17 protein-coding genes are annotated in these 16445 nt (G+C 66.9%); 12 read left to right on the plus strand and 5 right to left on the minus strand.

Annotated features, from left to right (window positions below; genetic code table 11):
- The first annotated feature begins 207 nt into the window (after positions 1 to 207).
- From GGC47_RS01710 to GGC47_RS01760, 11 genes are all read left to right on the plus strand, one after another.
- Positions 208 to 900: an MtnX-like HAD-IB family phosphatase gene (locus GGC47_RS01710; protein WP_185747790.1), complete on the plus strand. Its 693-nt coding sequence runs from the start codon at positions 208 to 210 to the stop codon at positions 898 to 900.
- Positions 893 to 2335 (plus strand): aspartate aminotransferase family protein, encoded by a 1443-nt coding sequence (locus tag GGC47_RS01715; RefSeq protein ID WP_113252164.1) that lies wholly within the window; start codon positions 893 to 895, stop codon positions 2333 to 2335. The genes GGC47_RS01710 and GGC47_RS01715 overlap by 8 nt, the downstream gene beginning before the upstream one ends.
- 29 nt (positions 2336 to 2364) lie before the next feature.
- Complete coding sequence (locus GGC47_RS01720) at positions 2365 to 3276, plus strand: arginase family protein (RefSeq protein WP_185747789.1); 912 nt, start codon at positions 2365 to 2367, stop codon at positions 3274 to 3276.
- Positions 3273 to 3635 carry an EamA family transporter gene (locus tag GGC47_RS01725; RefSeq protein ID WP_038361524.1) on the plus strand — a complete coding sequence of 121 codons (363 nt, stop codon included), beginning with the start codon at positions 3273 to 3275 and terminating at the stop codon, positions 3633 to 3635. Before GGC47_RS01720 ends, GGC47_RS01725 begins: the two co-directional genes overlap by 4 nt.
- A gap of 10 nt (positions 3636 to 3645) precedes the next feature.
- On the plus strand, positions 3646 to 4500 hold the full coding sequence (locus GGC47_RS01730; RefSeq protein ID WP_197062719.1) for an alpha/beta hydrolase: 855 nt from the start codon (positions 3646 to 3648) through the stop codon (positions 4498 to 4500).
- Entirely contained in the window at positions 4497 to 5657 is a 1161-nt protein-coding gene (locus GGC47_RS01735; protein ID WP_142020315.1) for a GNAT family N-acetyltransferase, read from the plus strand. Before GGC47_RS01730 ends, GGC47_RS01735 begins: the two co-directional genes overlap by 4 nt.
- Entirely contained in the window at positions 5654 to 6061 is a 408-nt protein-coding gene (locus GGC47_RS01740) for an EamA family transporter (protein WP_051987741.1), read from the plus strand. The genes GGC47_RS01735 and GGC47_RS01740 overlap by 4 nt, the downstream gene beginning before the upstream one ends.
- The gene (locus GGC47_RS01745; protein WP_112763456.1) at positions 6042 to 6470 is read left to right on the plus strand and encodes a DUF2147 domain-containing protein; all 429 of its coding nucleotides are present in this window, start codon (positions 6042 to 6044) and stop codon (positions 6468 to 6470) included. The genes GGC47_RS01740 and GGC47_RS01745 overlap by 20 nt, the downstream gene beginning before the upstream one ends.
- Before the next feature lie 158 nt (positions 6471 to 6628).
- Positions 6629 to 8359, plus strand: coding sequence for a sensor histidine kinase (locus GGC47_RS01750; RefSeq protein ID WP_038361520.1), 1731 nt, complete (start codon positions 6629 to 6631; stop codon positions 8357 to 8359).
- Entirely contained in the window at positions 8356 to 9735 is a 1380-nt protein-coding gene (locus GGC47_RS01755) for a sigma-54-dependent transcriptional regulator (protein WP_112763454.1), read from the plus strand. The genes GGC47_RS01750 and GGC47_RS01755 overlap by 4 nt, the downstream gene beginning before the upstream one ends.
- A complete protein-coding gene (locus tag GGC47_RS01760; RefSeq protein ID WP_142020314.1) occupies positions 9732 to 10604 on the plus strand; it encodes a MipA/OmpV family protein in 873 nt (290 codons plus the stop codon). The genes GGC47_RS01755 and GGC47_RS01760 overlap by 4 nt, the downstream gene beginning before the upstream one ends.
- 48 nt (positions 10605 to 10652) lie before the next feature.
- On the opposite strand, the gene dusA is transcribed toward GGC47_RS01760, so the two are convergent.
- Positions 10653 to 11648 (minus strand): tRNA dihydrouridine(20/20a) synthase DusA, encoded by a 996-nt coding sequence (gene dusA, locus GGC47_RS01765; RefSeq protein WP_429066659.1) that lies wholly within the window; start codon positions 11646 to 11648, stop codon positions 10653 to 10655.
- A gap of 141 nt (positions 11649 to 11789) precedes the next feature.
- Here dusA and GGC47_RS01770 point away from each other — a divergent pair, with 141 nt between their 5' ends.
- Positions 11790 to 12230 carry a PPC domain-containing DNA-binding protein gene (locus GGC47_RS01770; protein WP_038361516.1) on the plus strand — a complete coding sequence of 147 codons (441 nt, stop codon included), beginning with the start codon at positions 11790 to 11792 and terminating at the stop codon, positions 12228 to 12230.
- A 10-nt stretch (positions 12231 to 12240) separates the two neighbouring features.
- Here the strand turns inward: GGC47_RS01770 and GGC47_RS01775 are convergent, their stop codons facing one another.
- The 4 genes from GGC47_RS01775 to GGC47_RS01790 all read right to left on the minus strand — a co-directional run bounded on the left by GGC47_RS01775 (position 12241) and on the right by GGC47_RS01790 (position 16342).
- Entirely contained in the window at positions 12241 to 13071 is an 831-nt protein-coding gene (locus GGC47_RS01775) for an ABC transporter permease (protein WP_038361514.1), read from the minus strand.
- 4 nt (positions 13072 to 13075) lie between these two features.
- Positions 13076 to 13966 (minus strand): ABC transporter permease, encoded by an 891-nt coding sequence (locus GGC47_RS01780; RefSeq protein ID WP_038361512.1) that lies wholly within the window; start codon positions 13964 to 13966, stop codon positions 13076 to 13078.
- Positions 13963 to 15030: an ABC transporter ATP-binding protein gene (locus tag GGC47_RS01785; RefSeq protein WP_191123314.1), complete on the minus strand. Its 1068-nt coding sequence runs from the start codon at positions 15028 to 15030 to the stop codon at positions 13963 to 13965. The genes GGC47_RS01780 and GGC47_RS01785 overlap by 4 nt, the downstream gene beginning before the upstream one ends.
- A gap of 121 nt (positions 15031 to 15151) precedes the next feature.
- Positions 15152 to 16342, minus strand: a complete 1191-nt coding sequence (locus GGC47_RS01790; RefSeq protein WP_113252158.1) for an extracellular solute-binding protein — start codon at positions 16340 to 16342, stop codon at positions 15152 to 15154.
- Positions 16343 to 16445 lie beyond the last annotated feature (103 nt).

Below are 16445 nucleotides of genomic sequence, written 5' to 3' on the forward strand. Positions count from 1 at the left end.
ATCGCCGTTCGGAACCGCCTGCCCGGCAGCAGGGAGCAGGCCTCGCCATAGGCTCCGGGATTTGCTGCAACAGCCTACAAAATTTGATGGCGCTTCCAAACTTTGCAGGTCCCCCACGCTGTCCCAAACTTAAAAACTTATATATGACAACGATGTAAGGTTTGGCACACCGCTTGCGCTATGCGCACGGTTCCGGAGCGCATACGCATGCAGTGGCAGGCCATCATTGATTTCGACGGCACGATCTCGCGCCGTGATACGACCGACAGTGTCCTTCAGCGCTTCGCCGCGCCGGGCTGGGAAGAGATCGAGGCAGAGTGGACCGCGGGCCATATCGGCTCGCGGGAGTGCATGGCACGGCAGGTCGCCCTGCTGCGCGTCTCCCCCGACGTGTTCGACACCTTCGTCGAAAGCCTCGAGATCGACTGGGCCTTCGCCGCTTTCGTCCATCTCTGCCAGCATCACGGCATCCCCGTCACCGTCGTTTCCGACGGGCTGGACCGGACGATCCGCCGGATCATGCGCAAGGCCGGTCTCGGCGACCTGACGATCATCGCCAACCATCTGGAATCGATCGGCGGCGATCGCTGGCGGCTGGATTCGCCGCATGCCGACCCGTCCGGCGGCTGCGCGAGCGGCACCTGCAAATGCCGGGTCGCGAGCAATCTCAGCCGGCCCCTGACCCTGCTCGTCGGGGATGGGCGCTCGGATTTCTGCGTGGCGGCCCAGGCCGACATGGTCTTCGCCAAGAACAGCCTGGTTTCGCATTGCCGCGAGAACGGCATCGCCCACAGGCCCTTTACCGTCTTCTCCGAGGCCATCAGCCTGCTGGAGGGCGTCCTCGCCGACACTGTCGTGCCCGAGGAACATACAGAACTCAAGGACAAGATCGATGGATGACGGATTCCCCCGGCTCGCCACCGCCGATGCGGTGCAAGCGGCATCGCGCGCCAGCCTCGCGGCGGAAGAAGCGCGCCTGCTCGCGCTCGAGGCGGAGTACTGCTCGCATGGCGACACCGTCCACTACACGCAGTTCCCCAAGATCTTCTCGGGCTGCGAGGGTTCCTTCATGCTCGATGCGGCGGGCAACCGCTTCCTCGACCTGCAGATGTGGTATTCGGCGGTCAATTTCGGCTACGCCAATCCGCGCCTCAACAATGCGCTGAAGCGCCAGATCGACACGCTGCCGCAGGTCGCGAGCCAGTATCTCCACCGCGAGAAGATCGAGCTCGCGGCGATGATCGCCAAGGACGCGGAAGCCAAGTTCGGCGCCAAGGGCCGGGTTCACTTCAATGTCGGCGGCGCGCAGGCGGTCGAGGATTCGCTCAAGCTCGTGCGCAACGCCTCCAACGGCAAGAGCCTGATGTTCGCCTTCGAGGGCGGCTATCACGGCCGCACGCTCGGCGCCTCCGCCATCACCTCGTCCTACCGTTATCGCCGCCGCTTCGGCCATTTCGGCGAGCGCGCCCACTTCATCCCCTTCCCCTATCATTTCCGGGGCCCGAAGGGCATGAGCAAGGAGGAGTATGGCGAGCACTGCGTGCAGCAGTTCGCGCGACTCTTCGAGAGCGAGTACAATGGCGTATGGGACCCCAAGGTCGGCCAGGCCGAATACGCCGCCTTCTATGTCGAGCCGCTGCAGGGCACGGGCGGTTACGTCATCCCGCCGCCGAACTTCTTCACCGGTCTGAAGAAGGTGCTCGACGACCACGGCATCCTGATGGTCGTCGACGAGATCCAGATGGGCTTCTACCGGACCGGCAAACTCTGGTCGATCGAGCATTTCGGCGTGACGCCGGACGTGATCGTCTTCGGCAAGGCCGTGACCAACGGGCTGAACCCGCTTTCGGGCGTCTGGGCCAAGGAAGCGCTGATCAACCCGACCATCTTCCCGCCCGGCTCGACCCACTCCACCTTCAACGCCAACCCGCTCGGCACCGCCGTGGCGCTCGAGGCGATGAAGATGATGGAGGAGGAAGACTACGAGACCATGGTCATGGCCAAGGGCGCGTATTTCCTCGACGGCCTCAAGGACCTTCAGAAGCGCCACAAGATCGTCGGCGAGGTCGACGGCCTCGGCATGGCGCTGCGCATCGAGATCTGCGAGCCGCACGACAGCTACACGCCCTCCAAGCGCCTGGTCGACCTGATGTGCGACGAGGGCATGAAGGCCGATCTCGAGATCGCGGGGAAGCGCTACGGCCTCGTCCTCGATATCGGCGGCTACTACAAGAACGTGATCACGCTCGCGCCCGCACTGACCATGAGCTACGCCGAGATCGATCTGGCGATTGCGCTGCTCGATCAGCTCTTCACCCGCGTCGCAACGGCCTGAACGCCGCAGAGGCCACCTTGCGATTGCGCGTGATCGATCTCGACGCAGGCGTGGCGGCTCAGGAGCCGCTGCGCCGGCGCATCGATGCGGGGGCCGCAACCCGCATCGATGCTGCCGACCTTGCCTGCCGCCTGCGGATCGTGGCGAGCCGGGAAGCGCTGCAAAGCCTCGCTTCCCGGCTCGCACCCGATGCCGGCAGCGGGCGGGAGATCACGGTGACCTTTTATGGGTCCGGGGACTTTCACCACTTGACCGCCAGCCTCGTCTCTGGCGTCGAGGAGGACGTGACCATCGTCCATTTCGATAACCATCCCGACTGGGTGCGTTTCCCCGCCACGGTCAATTGCGGCGCCTGGGTCAACCGGGCGCTGGAGCTGCCGCATGTGCGCAAGGTCGTGACGATCGGCCCCTGCAGCGACGACCTCGTCCGGCCCGAGCTGCAATTCGCCAATCTTGCCGCCGTCCGCGACGGGCGCATCGCGCTCTATCCCTGGCGCCACCAGCCCTCGCGCGTCTGGGGACGCTACGGGCGGACGGCATGCTATCGGCAGGAAGGCGGCCATCTCCACTGGCGCAATCTCGCCGAGGAGGATTGGTCGGACTTCCTCGACGAGCTCGTCGAGGCGATCCCGACCCGCGCCATCTGGCTGACCATCGACAAGGATGTGCTCGGCCCCGAAGACGCCTTCACCAACTGGGACCAGGGCGAGATGCCGCTGACGCATCTGCTGCGCGCGGTCCAGCGCCTGGCCTCCGCGCGCGCGATCCGCGGCATCGATGTCTGCGGCGACTGGTCCAAGCCGCGCTTCACCGATCCGTTCCGCGCGACGCTCGCCTATTTCGATCACCCCAAAGGCCTGAAGCCGGAGCCCGGGACACTCGCCCGCAATGCGCGCGTCAATGCGGCCCTGATCGACTGCTTCGAGACGGTGCTGTCATGACGCCTTGGATCATCTTCTGGTTCGTGCTCTCGGTGGCCTGCGACGTCGCGGGCCAGCTCTGCTTCAAGATCGGCGCCGACAGGCTGCCGCAAGGCGCCGATTTCCGGACCACCGCCGTGGCGGCGCTTCGCTGCGGCTGGGTCACCGCCGGCCTTGCCACCTATGTCGCCGAGTTCTTCATCTGGCTGCGCATCCTGGCGGAGGTGCCGCTTTCGATCGCCTTCCCGATCGCCAGCGCCAACTTCCTCGCCATCGCGCTCGCCAGCGCCGTGCTTCTCGGCGAGCGTGTCGGCCGCCGGCAATGGCTCGGCGCCTTCCTCATCACCTGCGGCGTCATCGTCGTCGCCCAAACCGCCTGAGACCGCGCCCGTGACCATTCAGGACCATAGCCTGCGCTACGCCGGCAACCGAACCGGGTTCCTGCTCATCCACGGGCTGGGCGGAACCCCCGTCGAGCTCAGGCTGGTGGCGCGGGCGATCCATCGCTCGGGCTACACCGTGAATTGCCCGCAGCTCGCCGGCCATTGCGGCACGGAGGCCGACCTGCTCGCCACGAGCTGGCGCGACTGGGTGGCGAGCGTGCTCGCCGAACTCGACCGCATGAAAGAATCCTGCGACCGCATCATCGTCGGCGGGCTCTCGATGGGCGCGGTGATGGCGATGCATATCGCGGCCGAGCGCCCCGCGGACGTCGCCGGCCTCGCGCTCTATGCGCCGACGCTCTGGTATGACGGCTGGTCGATCCCGCGCTATGCCTTCCTGCTCAAATGGCTGATCAACACGCCAATGGGTCGGCGCTACAGCTTCGCTGAACGCGAGCCCTACGGCATCAAGGATCCGCGAACCCGCCAGGTGATCATGGGCGCAATGAGCAGCGGCGACAGCACGCAGGCGGGGCTGCTGACGACCCCTTCCCGCGCCTTGCAGCAGATGTGGCAGCTCATCGCGCTGACGCGCCGCCAGATGCCCTCGATCCGCTGCCCGGCCCTGCTCGTCCATCCCCGCGAGGACGACATCGCGAGCCTCTCCAACGCCTTCCATATCCAGCGCCGCCTCGGCGGCCTCGTCGATGCGGTCGTCCTCGACGACAGCTACCATCTCGTCACCATCGACCAGCAGCGCGACATCGTCGTGGAGCGCTCGGTCGCACTCGCGGCCCGGCTCGAAGCCGCCCATGAGGCCGAAAACAAGACGGTGCTCCTGCGCGCCGTCGCGGCCCCATGACCGGCCTGACCGGCCAGATCGCAGGCAGCATCGCAGAGGTCGAGAGCGCGGCCTGGGACGCCTGCCTGCCGCATGAGGCCGAGTGCCATGCCTATTATGCCGCCTGCGAGACGGCCGCGGCGGTCTCGGCCGTCGGCATCCGCAGCCTTGCCGTCACCGTCTCGGATGCGCAGGGTGTCGTCGCGGTCGCGCCGTTCTTCCGCCTCGACTACCGTCTGGACACGCCGCTCCAGGGCCCGCTGCGCGCGCTCGGCGAGGCCGTCTTCCGCCGCCTGCCCGGGCTGATGACGCTGCGGGTGCTCTGCGTCGGCTCGCCCTATGCCGAACGCTGCCATGTCGGCTTCGCCCCTCGCCTCGACGATGCAGCCCGCCAGCAGGCCTGCGGCGTCATGGTCGAGACGCTCGCCGCCAGCGCCGCGACCGAGCGCGCGCATATCGTGGCCTGGAAGGATCTCGCCCCCGCTGAGGACGCCCTGCTCGGCCCTCTTCTCGGCGTGCAGGGCTTCGCGGAGCTCGGCAGCCTGCCGATCGCGGTGCTCGACCTGCCCTTCGCCGACGAGGCCGGCTACCTCGCCTCGCTCTCGGGGTCGACGCGCAAGGACATCCGCCGCAAGCTCGCCAAGGCGGATCAGGTCCGCATCGAGTTCCGCGGCGATATCGCCGGCCTCGAAGCCGAGATCGACGCGCTCTACGAATCGACCCGGCAACAGAGCGGCCTCGACTATGGCGACCTCGAAGTGCTGCCGCCCGGCTATTTCAGCGGCCTGTCGCAGGCGCTCGGCGCGCGGGTCGTCTTCGCGCTCTACTGGATCGGTGCGGAACTCGCCGCCTTCAACCTGCTGCTGGTCGAGGCCGACCGCGTGATCGACAAGTTCCTGGGCATGCGCTACCCGCTCGGCCGCGAGCACAATCTCTACGCCGTGAGCTGGATGGCGAATGTGCGCTTCTGCCTGGAGCGGCGCATCAAGCTGCTGCAGAGCGGGCAGACGGCCTATGCCGCGAAGCTGCGCTTCGGCAGCCGGCTGGTGCCGTCCACCATCCGCTTCCGGCATCGCGCCGCGCCGCTGCAATGGGCCATGCGCAAGCTCAGCCCGCATCTTTCCTTCGCGCGCTTCGACCCCGATCTCGCGGCCATGGCCAGAAGGAGCGCCGCATGAGCGCCGTCGCCCCGACCCTACAGCCGTCCCGCTGGCGCCAGATCGCGATCTGGACGGCCTTCATCGTGCTCGATACCGGCACGCAGCTCGCCTTCAAATGGGGCGCGGACGGACTCGGCGACATGGATTTCGGCCTCGCCATGATCGCGAAGGCGATCTCCCTGCCGGGTGTCTGGCTCGCCTGCATAGGCTATATCGGCACCTTCGTCGTCTGGATGGCGATCCTGCGCGACATGCCGCTGAGCCGCGCCTTCCCGATGACCGGCCTCGCTTATGTCACGGTTCCGCTGTTCGCTTGGCTCGCGTTCGGCGAGCGCATCGACCTCACCCGCAGCATCGGCATCGCGCTGATCCTGGCCGGCGTGGTCGCCCTCGGAGAGAAGAATGACGATGCCGATTCCTAAGCTGTCACATGCTCTGCTGATTGCCGCGGCACTGATGTCGCTGCCAGCCCGGGCCGACAGCACCGGCGAGGTCATCGGACGTTGGCGCGACTCGGATGGCGTGTCGGAGATCGCGATCAGCCGCTGCGGCCCGGCCCTATGCGGCAAGATCGTCTGGCTGAAGCAGCCTCACGTCGACCGCTTTAATCCCGATCCGAAGCTGCGCGAGCGCCCGCTGCTCGGGCTGCAGGTCCTCAGCGACTTCAAGCCGGACGCGTCCGGCGTCCTGACCGGGACCGGCTACAATCCGGAAGACGGCAAGAGCTATCGCACGACCCTTTCGCCGAAAGGGCCGGATACCTTGGAGATCCGCGGCTGCGTGCTCGGCGGCCTCGTCTGCGACGACGATCTCTGGACGCGGCAGCGATGAAGCGGCGGTTCCGCCACACGCAGCGGGACCGTCTGCCGTCGGGGTCGCCGGGCGTCCGACAGGGCGCTGAAACGGCGACCTGTCTGTTTGTTTTCGCGTTCGATTTTTCCGGGAAGCGGATTCAATCCTTCGGTCCGGCGCGGTAGGGAGGCGAAGCCGTGCGCTTCCGCATGACGACCTTGCGACTGCGGCTCGTGATCGGGTTCATGCTGGTCAGCGTGCCGGCGATGCTGGCGTCCGCCTATGTCGCCGCCTGGCTCCTTTCCAGCGCCTTCGAGGACAATGTCGAGCAGTGGCTGGGGGAGACGTCGCGCTTCTTCAGGCTCGAGGTCGAGGAAGCCTCGCAGGAGGCGCAGCGCGTTGCGGCGGTGATCGGCCAGCGCATCGAGAGCAATGCCGACATCGATGTCCGCTCGTCATCGACCTTCGACGCGGAATCGGCCCTGCTGAACTCGGTCGGCTACGATGTGATCGCCGTCTATGACGACCAGCGGACGATCCGTTACACCTCGCAGCCCTTTCAGCCCATCACGCCCCTTCCGACGGACGAGAAGCAGGGCATTTTCAAGATGACGGCGAATGGCCAGCGCCGGATCATGGCAGGCGCCGTCCAGACGATCTCCGTGAAAGGGCAGACGCTGCACGTGCTGGTCGGCTCCTGGCTCGACGAAGCCTATCTCGGCAGCATCAAGGTGGTGACGTCCCTGAACGTCCGGCTCTTCGCCGATTTCGGGCCCCGGCTCGAACCCGTGCTGGAAACCCATCCCGACAGCGTCAGCCCGGTCCCCCAGGAGATCAGGCGCCAGCTCGCAACCGGGCAGGAGGCGGTGTTCGATCCCTCGGCCGATGGCGGCACCTACCGGGCGGTCTATATCGGCTTCCAGGGGATCGACGGCGAATTGGCGGCGGTGGCTTTCGTCGGCCTGCGCAGCGAGGCGGGGCTGTTCGAGCAGCTCGGGCGCGAAAGCCTCTTTCTCGGCATCTTCCTGTTCGGGAGCCTCCTTTCCGTCGCCGTCGGCATCGTGATGTCGGACATCCTGGTGCGTCCGCTGCGCGCGCTCACCCGCGGCGTGCGGGCCATCGCCGCGGGCGATTATCGCCAGCGCGTATCGGAGACGGGAGGGCGCGAACTCGTCCAGCTCGCGGCCGGCTTCAACAGCATGGCCGAACAGCTCGGCGCGCTGCGCGACCTCGAAACCGAGCTCCGGCGCCGGGACCGGCTGTCGGTGCTGGGTCAGGCGGCCATGGTCATCGCGCATGAGGTCCGCAACCCGCTCGGCATCATCAAGACCTCGACCGAGGTCGTCCGCAACCGCGCGAAGCTCGCCGGCTCCGAGGACAAGATGCTCGGCTACGTCATCGACGAGGTCCGCCGGATCGAAACGCTGGTGCGCGACTTTCTCGAATTCGCGCATCCCAAGCCGCCGATGACGAGCGAATTGCGGATGCGGTCGATCATCGATCGCGTCGCCGCGATTGCCGGGCCGGAGCTGGCGCGGCACAAGATTTCCGTCGCGGTCACCGACGAGAGCGGCGATGCCACGGTCCGCGGCGACCCCGACCAGTTGCATCAGGCCTGTCTCAACCTCGTGCTCAACGCCATCGACGCCATGCCGAACGGAGGCACGATCCATGCGGACGTCACCGCCCAGGGCGACACCGTCTCGCTGACGATCCGCGACGAGGGCGCGGGCGTGCCGGCGGAGATGCGCGACGAGATCTTCAACCCATTCTTCACGACAAAGACGAAAGGTACCGGGCTTGGCCTTGCCAAGGTCCAGACTGTCGCCGAAGCCCATGGCGGCCAGGCCACCTGCGCGAGCGAGCCAGGCCGGGGCGCCGCCTTCAGCATCACCTTGCCGCGCTGGCGATCAAAGGAAGCGCCATGAGCCACGCTGTTCTGATTGTCGACGACGAGGCGCGGCTCGCCGACGTGCTCGCGGCAGCCCTCGAAGACCTCGGCTATCGCACGACCGCGGTGGACAACGCCCGCGCCGCGCTGCAGGAGCTGGAACAGGCCCGCTTCGATCTGGTCCTGACCGATCTGCGGCTCCCCGTGATGGACGGACGCGAGCTGCTGCAGGAGGTTCGCAAGCACTGGCCCGAGATCCCCGTCGTGATCATCACCGCCTTCGCGACCGTGCGCGACGCCGTCGATCTCGTGAAGGAAGGCGCCTTCGACTACATCGCCAAGCCCTTCGAGATGGACGAGGTCGCCGCCACCGTCCGGCGGGCGCTGCGGCTGTCCGACGTCGTGCGCGACAACGATCGTTTGCGCAGCGAGCTGGAGGGACGCTACAGCTTCGAGACGCTGATCGGCTCGAGCGCACCCTTCCGGCGGGTGATCGAGCAGGTCACCGAGGTCTGCGAGACGCGGGCGACGGTGATGCTGAGCGGCGAGAGCGGCACCGGCAAGGAGGTCGTCGCCCGCGCGATCCATTTCAACAGTCCCCGGCGCAACAAGCCCTTCGTCGCCGTGAACTGCGCGGCGATCCCCGAGACGCTGCTGGAGAGCGAGCTTTTCGGCCATGTGAAAGGCGCCTTCACGGGCGCGCTGTCCAACCGCATCGGCCGCTTCGCCGCGGCGGATGGCGGCACCCTCTTCCTCGACGAGATCGGCGACATGCCGGTGGCCGTGCAGGCGAAGCTGCTGCGCGCCGTCCAGGAGCGCAGCTTCGAGCCCATCGGCGCCAACCGGAGCCAGACGGTCGATGTCCGCCTCATCGCCGCCACGCACAAGGACATGCGCCAAGCCGTCGCGGAAGGCCGCTTCCGCGAAGATCTGTTCTACCGGCTCAACGTTTTTCCCATCGCCCTGCCCGCCCTGCGCGATCGCCGGGAGGATATTCCGACGCTCGCCACGCATTTTCTCGGCCAGTTGAGCGAAGCCATGGGAAAGCGAGTCATCGGCTTCACGCCCGCCGCGATTTCGGCTATGTCCGACCATGAGTGGCCCGGCAACATTCGGGAACTGCATAACTGCGTGGAGCGTGCCATCATCGTCGCGAAGTCACCCACGATCGATGTTCACGACCTGCCGCGCGACCTCTTTGAATCGTCGCCACGCCGTGGCGATTCTGGCAGCATCCCCGGCGATCTTGATGCCGAGCTCGAACGCATCGAGCGTGACTTCATCCTCGCTGCTCTGCGCCGCACCGGCGGCGTGCAGGTCCAGGCCGCGCGGCTGCTCGGCGTTGCGGAACGCAGCCTGTGGCACCGCATCAAGAAACTCGGAATCAAACTCAGCCGGAGCGCCAGCGAATGACGCGGACAACCTGCGTATCCAAGGGCCGCGGCAAGCGAGTGCCTCTTGTCCAAAGCCGCGGAGCATGGCTCTCGCTGCTCGCGCTGTCCTGCGGCCTTTCCGCCGCCCGGGCCGCCGACACGACGCCGGCCCTGACCGACCCGACCCCCGCCAAGGGCTGGATCATCACGATCGGCGGCTCGCTGCAATACGAGCCCGATTTCGAGGGCTCGAAATGGCGCCGCTTCTCGCCCATGCCGTCGCTGAGCTGGCGCCGTGTCGGGGAGGCCGAAGGCTTCAGCGCGCCCGATGACGGACTCGACTTCGCCCTGTACGACACCGACCGGCTCAAGGTCGGCGTGGTCGGCGACTACAAGTCAGGCCGCTATTCCGGCGCGGACCGGAAACTTTTCGGCCTGCGCGACGTGCCCTGGACGATCGAGGCCGGCGTCTTTGCCGAATTCTGGCCCGTCCTGGATCGCTTCCGCTTGCGCGCCGAGGTGAAGCAGGGCTTTCACGGCCATCACGGCGTCGTCGCGGATCTCTCCGCCGACTGGGTCGAGCGCTTCGGCAGCTTCACCTTCTCGGCGGGCCCGCGTTTCAGCATGGGCAGTAAGAGCTACATGACGCGCAATTTCGGGATCACGCCCGGAGAAGCGGCGCTGAGCGGCATCTACAGGCCCTATCGCCCGGACTCCGGCGCGAAATCGGCGGGCTTGGCCACGGCCGTCACCTATGACTGGTCCGAAAACTGGGCGACGACGGTCTACGCGCGCTACGACCGGCTCCTGGACGAGGCGGCGGGCTCCCCTCTCGTGCGGGTCAATGGCAGCCGGGACCAGTTCACCTTCGGCACGACGCTGAGCTATTCGTTCCAGGTCGGCGGTTAACCGGATCCTGATCGAGCGGGCCTGCCGCCCAAGCGGGCGCCATATCGATCAGGCCGCAGCAGCCGTCTCGTGGCGCGAGACATGCGCGGTGGCGGCACGCAGATCGGCGAGCCCGGCGCCGGCTGCGACGCAATGCTCGGCGAGATGGCGGCGGAAGAGGCGTGCGCCCGGACGGCCGGGGAACAGCCCGACGAGATGGCGCGTAAAGGCATGCAGCCGCCCGCCTCGCTCCAGATGCGCGGCGAGATGGGGCTCCAGCGCTTCCAGCATCGCGAAGGCGTCGGCGACCGGCGATGCCTGCCCGAACAGCAGCGGATCGACCTGGAGCAGGATTTCCGGGTTCTGATAGGCCTCGCGGCCGACCATGACGCCGTCGAGCCTCTCCAGATGCGGCAACCACTCGGCCGGCGCCTTGATGCCGCCATTGATCGCCACCGGCAGATCGGGATTGGCGGCCTTGAGGCGGTAGGCGCGCTCATAATCGAGCGGCGGAATCTCGCGGTTCTCCTTGGGCGAGAGGCCCTGCAGCCAGGCTTTTCGGGCATGGACGATCAGCGCATCGACGCCCGCCGCGCGGACCGCTGCGGTCAGGGCATCGAGCGCGATTTCCGGATCCTGATCGTCGACGCCGATGCGGCATTTCACCGTGACGGGGATCGCGACCGCTGCCTTCATCGCCGCGACGCAATCGCCGACCAGCGCCGGCTCGCGCATCAGGCAGGCGCCGAAAGCGCCGCCCTGGACGCGATCGGACGGGCAGCCGCAGTTCAGGTTGATCTCGCCATAGCCGAATTCGGCGCCGATCCGCGCCGCCTCGGCCAGAAGCTTCGGGTCGTTGCCGCCGAGCTGGAGCGCGACGGGGTGCTCCATCGCGTCGAAGCCGATCAGGCGCTCGCGGTTGCCGTGGATCACCGCCTGCGCCGTCACCATCTCGGTGTAGAGCAGCGCATGGCGCGACATCAGGCGATGGATCGTCCGGCAGTGGCGATCTGTCCAATCCATCATCGGTGCGATGGAGAAGCGAAAGGGCGAGAACTGAGGCATGTTTCCGTGAGATGGGTGGCGCGCGCGTCATCGCAAGCGGTCGGCGCTCATACCTCATTTGCCGCGACGGCGCGAGATGCCGGCCAGGCCGCTGCGGATCAAAAACCCGGCCGCCGCGTTGGCCCGTCAGGAGGTCCGCTCATGAATTTCAGGCAAGTCGGCGAGCAAGGCGGCACGCGCCGTTTCGTGGTGATCCTGGACGCTGGCGAGGAGGCATTCGAGACGCTGACCCGCTTCGCCGACCAGCAGGGCCTAAGCGGAGCATCGGTCAGCGCCATCGGCGCCTTCCAGAAGGCTGTCGTCGGCTGGTTCGACCTGCCCGCCAAGACCTATCGCGAGATTCCGGTCGATGAGCAGAGCGAGGTGCTGAGCCTTCTCGGCGACATCGCCCGCGACGAGAACGACGAACCGAGCCTCCATCTGCACGCCGTGCTGGGCCTGCGCGACGGCTCGACCCGGGGTGGTCACTTCCTGCGAGGGACCGTGAGGCCGACGCTGGAAGTGACGATCACCGAGGCACCTGCGGAGCTGTGCCGCCGCAAGCGCCCGGAACTCGGCATCGCGCTGATCGATCTCGGCTAGCGCGCCGCCCTCACCTCTTGGCGCGGGCGACGATCTGGGTCGGGTTGACGAAGCGCAGCGCGATGATGAGCCAGATCAGCGTCGTGACCATGTAGATCACCGCCATGGCGTCGATCGACTGCACCGCGCGAACGCCGGAGGCGAAGACCGCGTAGTAGAGCGCGACGACGAGCGTCTGGCTGGTCGGACCGGCCGTGAGGAAGGTCAGCTCGAACATGGCGAGCGTGCGCACCAGCACCAGCAGCAGCGCCGCCAGGATGCCGGGCGTTAGCAGCGGCAGCAGCACGTGCACGAAGAGCTTGAAGGTGTTGGCGCCGAAGACACGCGCCGCCTGCTCGATCTTGGTGTCGATCTGCTCGATGAAGGGGATCATCACCAGGATGACGAAAGGCACGGTCGGCACAAGGTTCGCCAGCACCACGCCCGACATCTGGCCGGCGAAGCCGGTCTGGTAGAGCACCGTCGCCAGCGGGATGCCGAAGGTGATCGGCGGCACCAGGAGCGGCAGCAGGAAGAGCAGCATGACGAGCTTCTTGCCCGGGAAGTCCCGCCGCGCCAGCGCATAGGCCGCCGGCACGCCGATCAGCCCCGAGATCACCACCACCAGGAAGACGATCTGGAAGGTGACGAACAGCACGTCATGGAGCTGGAATTCCGACCAGGCGGCCGCATACCAGCGCGTCGTCCAGTCGGCCGGCAGCCAGGTTCCGAGCCAGCGCGTGGCGAAGGAGGAGGTCACCACCGTCGCGATCATGCCGAACAGGTTGATGATGAAGAAGCCGATCAGCGCCCAGTTCGCGGCCGCCCAGAGCTTCGTCGAGATACGGGTGTCCTTGATCATCGGCTCAGCCCTTTCCGCCGCCGGCCGGGCCGCGATAGAGCAGGCCGCGCGCCGCCAGCACCGCGACGACGATGGCGAGCTGAACCGCCGCCATGATCATCGCCACTGCCGAGGCCATGGAGTAGTCGTATTCCTCGAAGGCCGCCTGATAGGCCGCGATCGAGATGACGCGGGTCGGGCCGGCCGGCGCGCCGAGCAGCACCGCCGAGGGGAAGACCGAGAAGGCCTGCACGAAGCTCAGGCAGAAGGTGATCGCCAGACCGGGCAGCAGCAGCGGGAAGAGGATGTGCTTGAAGCGCTCCCAGGGCCCCGCGCCCAGCGTCGCGCCGGCATTTTCCAGCGCCGGGTCGATGCCCGACAGGTAGGACAGCGTCAGCAGGAAGGTGAAGGGGAAGCCGGTGATGACCAGCGAGAGCATCACGCCCCAGTAGTTGTGCAGCAGCTTCACCGGCGTCGAGATGAGGCCGAGCGTCATCAAGGTCCGGTTGAACCAGCCTTGCGGGCCGAGATAGTTCAAAAGGCCCTCGGCGACGAGCACCGTCCCCAGCGTGATCGGGATCACCAGGATCGTGGTGAGCAGGCGCTGGTTCTGCATCAGCCGGACGCGGAAGGCGATCGGGATGGCGAGCCCCAGCGTCGCGACCGTCACCGGCAAAGCGAGCCAGAGGGTCGTCGCGATCGTGCCGTAGAGGAAGGAATCGGAGAAGAAGCGCTGGTAATTCGACAGCGCTCCGCCCGCCTTCGGCTCGAAGGAGAGGATGAGCCCGTAAAGGAACGGGTAGATGAACAGCGCCAGCAGGAACAGGATCGCCGGCACGACGAGCAGCGTCAGCCCGTCGAGCCCGCGCGCCGCCAGCCGCTGCTTCAGCGGGATGGAGGTGGCTTCCGCGCTCACGCCGCCTCTCCATAGACGAGGACGCGGTCGGCGTCGGCGGCGAGCGTGACCGCCTCGCCGGGCGACAGCTTGTCATGGGCGAGGAAGGACAGGTCCGTGCCATCCGCCATACGAGCGAAGCCGACGAATTCGCGGCCGCGGAACTCGGTCGAGACCACCTGCGCCTTGAGGCCGGGCTGACCGGCCGCCACAGGATGGAGATCCTCAGGGCGGATGGCGAGCCAGGCAGCGCCGCCGGCAGAGACCGCGTTGCGGGTGCGGCCGGAGAGTTGCGCCTCGCTAACCGCGACCGTGGCGTGGCCCTCGGTCACCGTGGCGACCGTGCCCTTGACCTTGTTGCGGAAGCCCATGAACTCGGCGACGTCGAGATGGTCAGGGCGCGAGAACAGATCCTCGGGCGTGCCGACCTGGCGGACCACGCCGTCGCGCAGCACGACGATGCGGTCGGCGAGCGAGAGCGCCTCCTCCTGGTCGTGGGTGACGTAGATCGTGGTCGCGCCGAGCGTATTGTGGATGCGGCGGATCTCGGCGCGCATCTCGAGGCGCAGCTTGGCGTCGAGATTGGAGAGCGGCTCGTCCATCAGCACGAGCGGCGGCTCGACGACGATGGCGCGGGCGATGGCGACGCGCTGCTGCTGGCCGCCGGAGAGCTGGCCGGGCAGCTTCGCGGTCTGGCCCTGCAGGCGCACCAGCGCGACCGCCTCGGCGACGCGCTTGTCGATCTCGGCCTTGGCCACGCCGCGCATCTTGAGGCCGAAGCCGATGTTCTTCGCCACCGTCATATGCGGGAACAGCGCATAGTTCTGGAAGACCATGCCGAAGCCGCGCTCTTCCGGCCGCAACGGGTCGATGCGCTTGTCGTCGAGCCAGATGCCGCCACCGGTCGCCGGCAGCAGCCCGGCGATCAGGTTCAGCGTGGTCGACTTGCCGCAGCCCGAAGGCCCGAGCAGGGCGATGAACTCGCCCTTGCCGATGGTCAGCGAGACGTCCTTGAGCGCGTTATGCGTGCCGAAGTCACGGCTCAGGCGATCGAGCTTGAGCTCGCGGAAGGAGGCTGCGTTGATCGTCATGGCTTCCGGGTCTTGATAACGGTGTCGTTGCGGGGCCGCCCTCGCCGCGAGAGCAGGCCCCCATGTGGAAGCGGCAGGCCCGGCCCTCGGCCGCGCCTGCCGGCCAGTCCGTGGCCTACTTCTTCTTGGCGCCGCCGACCTGCTCGTCCCAGATCCGGAAGGCGATGACCATCTTGTCGGGATTGAGCGGGGTTTCCATCGGGTTGTCGGCGATCAGCTTGTCGTATTCGGGCCGGCCGTATTCCTTGATCGCCTTCTGGCTCGATTCCGGCGCCATCGAGAGCGGCACGTCCTTCACCGCCGGACCCGGATAGAAATAGCCTTCGTCATAGGTATAGGCCTGCTGCTCCGGCGTGAGCATGTGACGGACCAGATCGAGCAGCACGGCGAGCTTCTCGTCGGAGACGCCCTTCGGGATCATCATGTACTGGGCGTCGGTCACCCAGTGGAAGCCCTTCAGCGTCTGGACCTTGGCTTCCTTGGGCACGATGCCGAGGACGCGCGGGTTGATGTCCCAGCCCGTGGTGCTGACGATGATGTCGCGCGTGCCGTCGCCGAGCTCCTTCATCGTCTGGCCGGTGCCGCCGGGGTAGTACTCGATGTTCTCGCCCAGCTCCTTGAGATAGGCCCAGGTCTTGTCCCAGCCCTTCTCGGGATCCTTCGGATCCTTGTCGCCGAGGATGTAGGGCAGGCCCATGAGCCAGGTGCGGCCGGGGCCGGAATTGGCCGGGCGTCCGTAGAAGAAGCGGTTCTTGTTCTGCTTGGTCCAGGCCAGCAATTCCTCGGCCGTGGTCGGCGGGGTCTTGACCCGGTCGGGCATGTATTCGAGCAGCGGCCCGGACGGGTAGTAGACCATCGCCATGCCCTGCCCCTGCCCGAGATTGTGCATCGCGAGAGCGGGCGCGAGGTAGATGTCCTCGGGCTTCGGCAGCTCGCCCGCGAAGCGTGGCAGCAATTCGACCCACAGCTTCTGCTCGATGCCGGCCGACAGCACGTCCAGGCCACCGATGACCATGTCGATGTCGACGCGGCCGGCGCTCTGCTGAGCCTTGATCTTCGACGGCAACTCGGGAGCCGGAGCCTTGGTGAAGACCATGCGCGAAGCGAGCTTGGGCTTCATCTTGGGGAAGTTTTCCATCGGCGTCTGGACCAGCGCCAGGGCGCCGCCGACATCGATGACACTGATCGTGACCGGCGATGCCGGCAGCTTGAGCTGCTGCGCAAAGGCGCCGGGCGTCTGGGCGGCAAGGCCGAGACCGGCGACACCGCCGATGAAATGACGCCTGTTGATGCTGTCGTAAGCCATGGTTTCTCCTCCAGATGCGGATTTCCGCTTCTTTTGACGGATGCTTTTTGTGATGTTCCGGCCGCCGCCCACCGGAACCCGTTGTTCAATCCGCCGACTGTGC

Source organism: Allobosea sp. OAE752 (assembly GCF_050433265.1).
GTDB lineage: Bacteria > Pseudomonadota > Alphaproteobacteria > Rhizobiales > Beijerinckiaceae > Allobosea > Allobosea spartocytisi.

Coding starts and splice junctions, on each gene's coding strand:
- GGC47_RS01715 (WP_113252164.1), top strand. CDS start 893: ATGGATGACGGATTCCCCCGGCTCGCCACCGCCGATGCGGTGCAAGCG.
- GGC47_RS01735 (WP_142020315.1), top strand. CDS start 4,497: ATGACCGGCCTGACCGGCCAGATCGCAGGCAGCATCGCAGAGGTCGAG.
- GGC47_RS01790 (WP_113252158.1), bottom strand. CDS start 16,342: ATGGCTTACGACAGCATCAACAGGCGTCATTTCATCGGCGGTGTCGCC.
- dusA (WP_429066659.1), bottom strand. CDS start 11,648: ATGCCTCAGTTCTCGCCCTTTCGCTTCTCCATCGCACCGATGATGGAT.
- GGC47_RS01760 (WP_142020314.1), top strand. CDS start 9,732: ATGACGCGGACAACCTGCGTATCCAAGGGCCGCGGCAAGCGAGTGCCT.
- GGC47_RS01770 (WP_038361516.1), top strand. CDS start 11,790: ATGAATTTCAGGCAAGTCGGCGAGCAAGGCGGCACGCGCCGTTTCGTG.
- GGC47_RS01740 (WP_051987741.1), top strand. CDS start 5,654: ATGAGCGCCGTCGCCCCGACCCTACAGCCGTCCCGCTGGCGCCAGATC.
- GGC47_RS01745 (WP_112763456.1), top strand. CDS start 6,042: ATGACGATGCCGATTCCTAAGCTGTCACATGCTCTGCTGATTGCCGCG.
- GGC47_RS01775 (WP_038361514.1), bottom strand. CDS start 13,071: ATGATCAAGGACACCCGTATCTCGACGAAGCTCTGGGCGGCCGCGAAC.
- GGC47_RS01710 (WP_185747790.1), top strand. CDS start 208: ATGCAGTGGCAGGCCATCATTGATTTCGACGGCACGATCTCGCGCCGT.
- GGC47_RS01725 (WP_038361524.1), top strand. CDS start 3,273: ATGACGCCTTGGATCATCTTCTGGTTCGTGCTCTCGGTGGCCTGCGAC.
- GGC47_RS01755 (WP_112763454.1), top strand. CDS start 8,356: ATGAGCCACGCTGTTCTGATTGTCGACGACGAGGCGCGGCTCGCCGAC.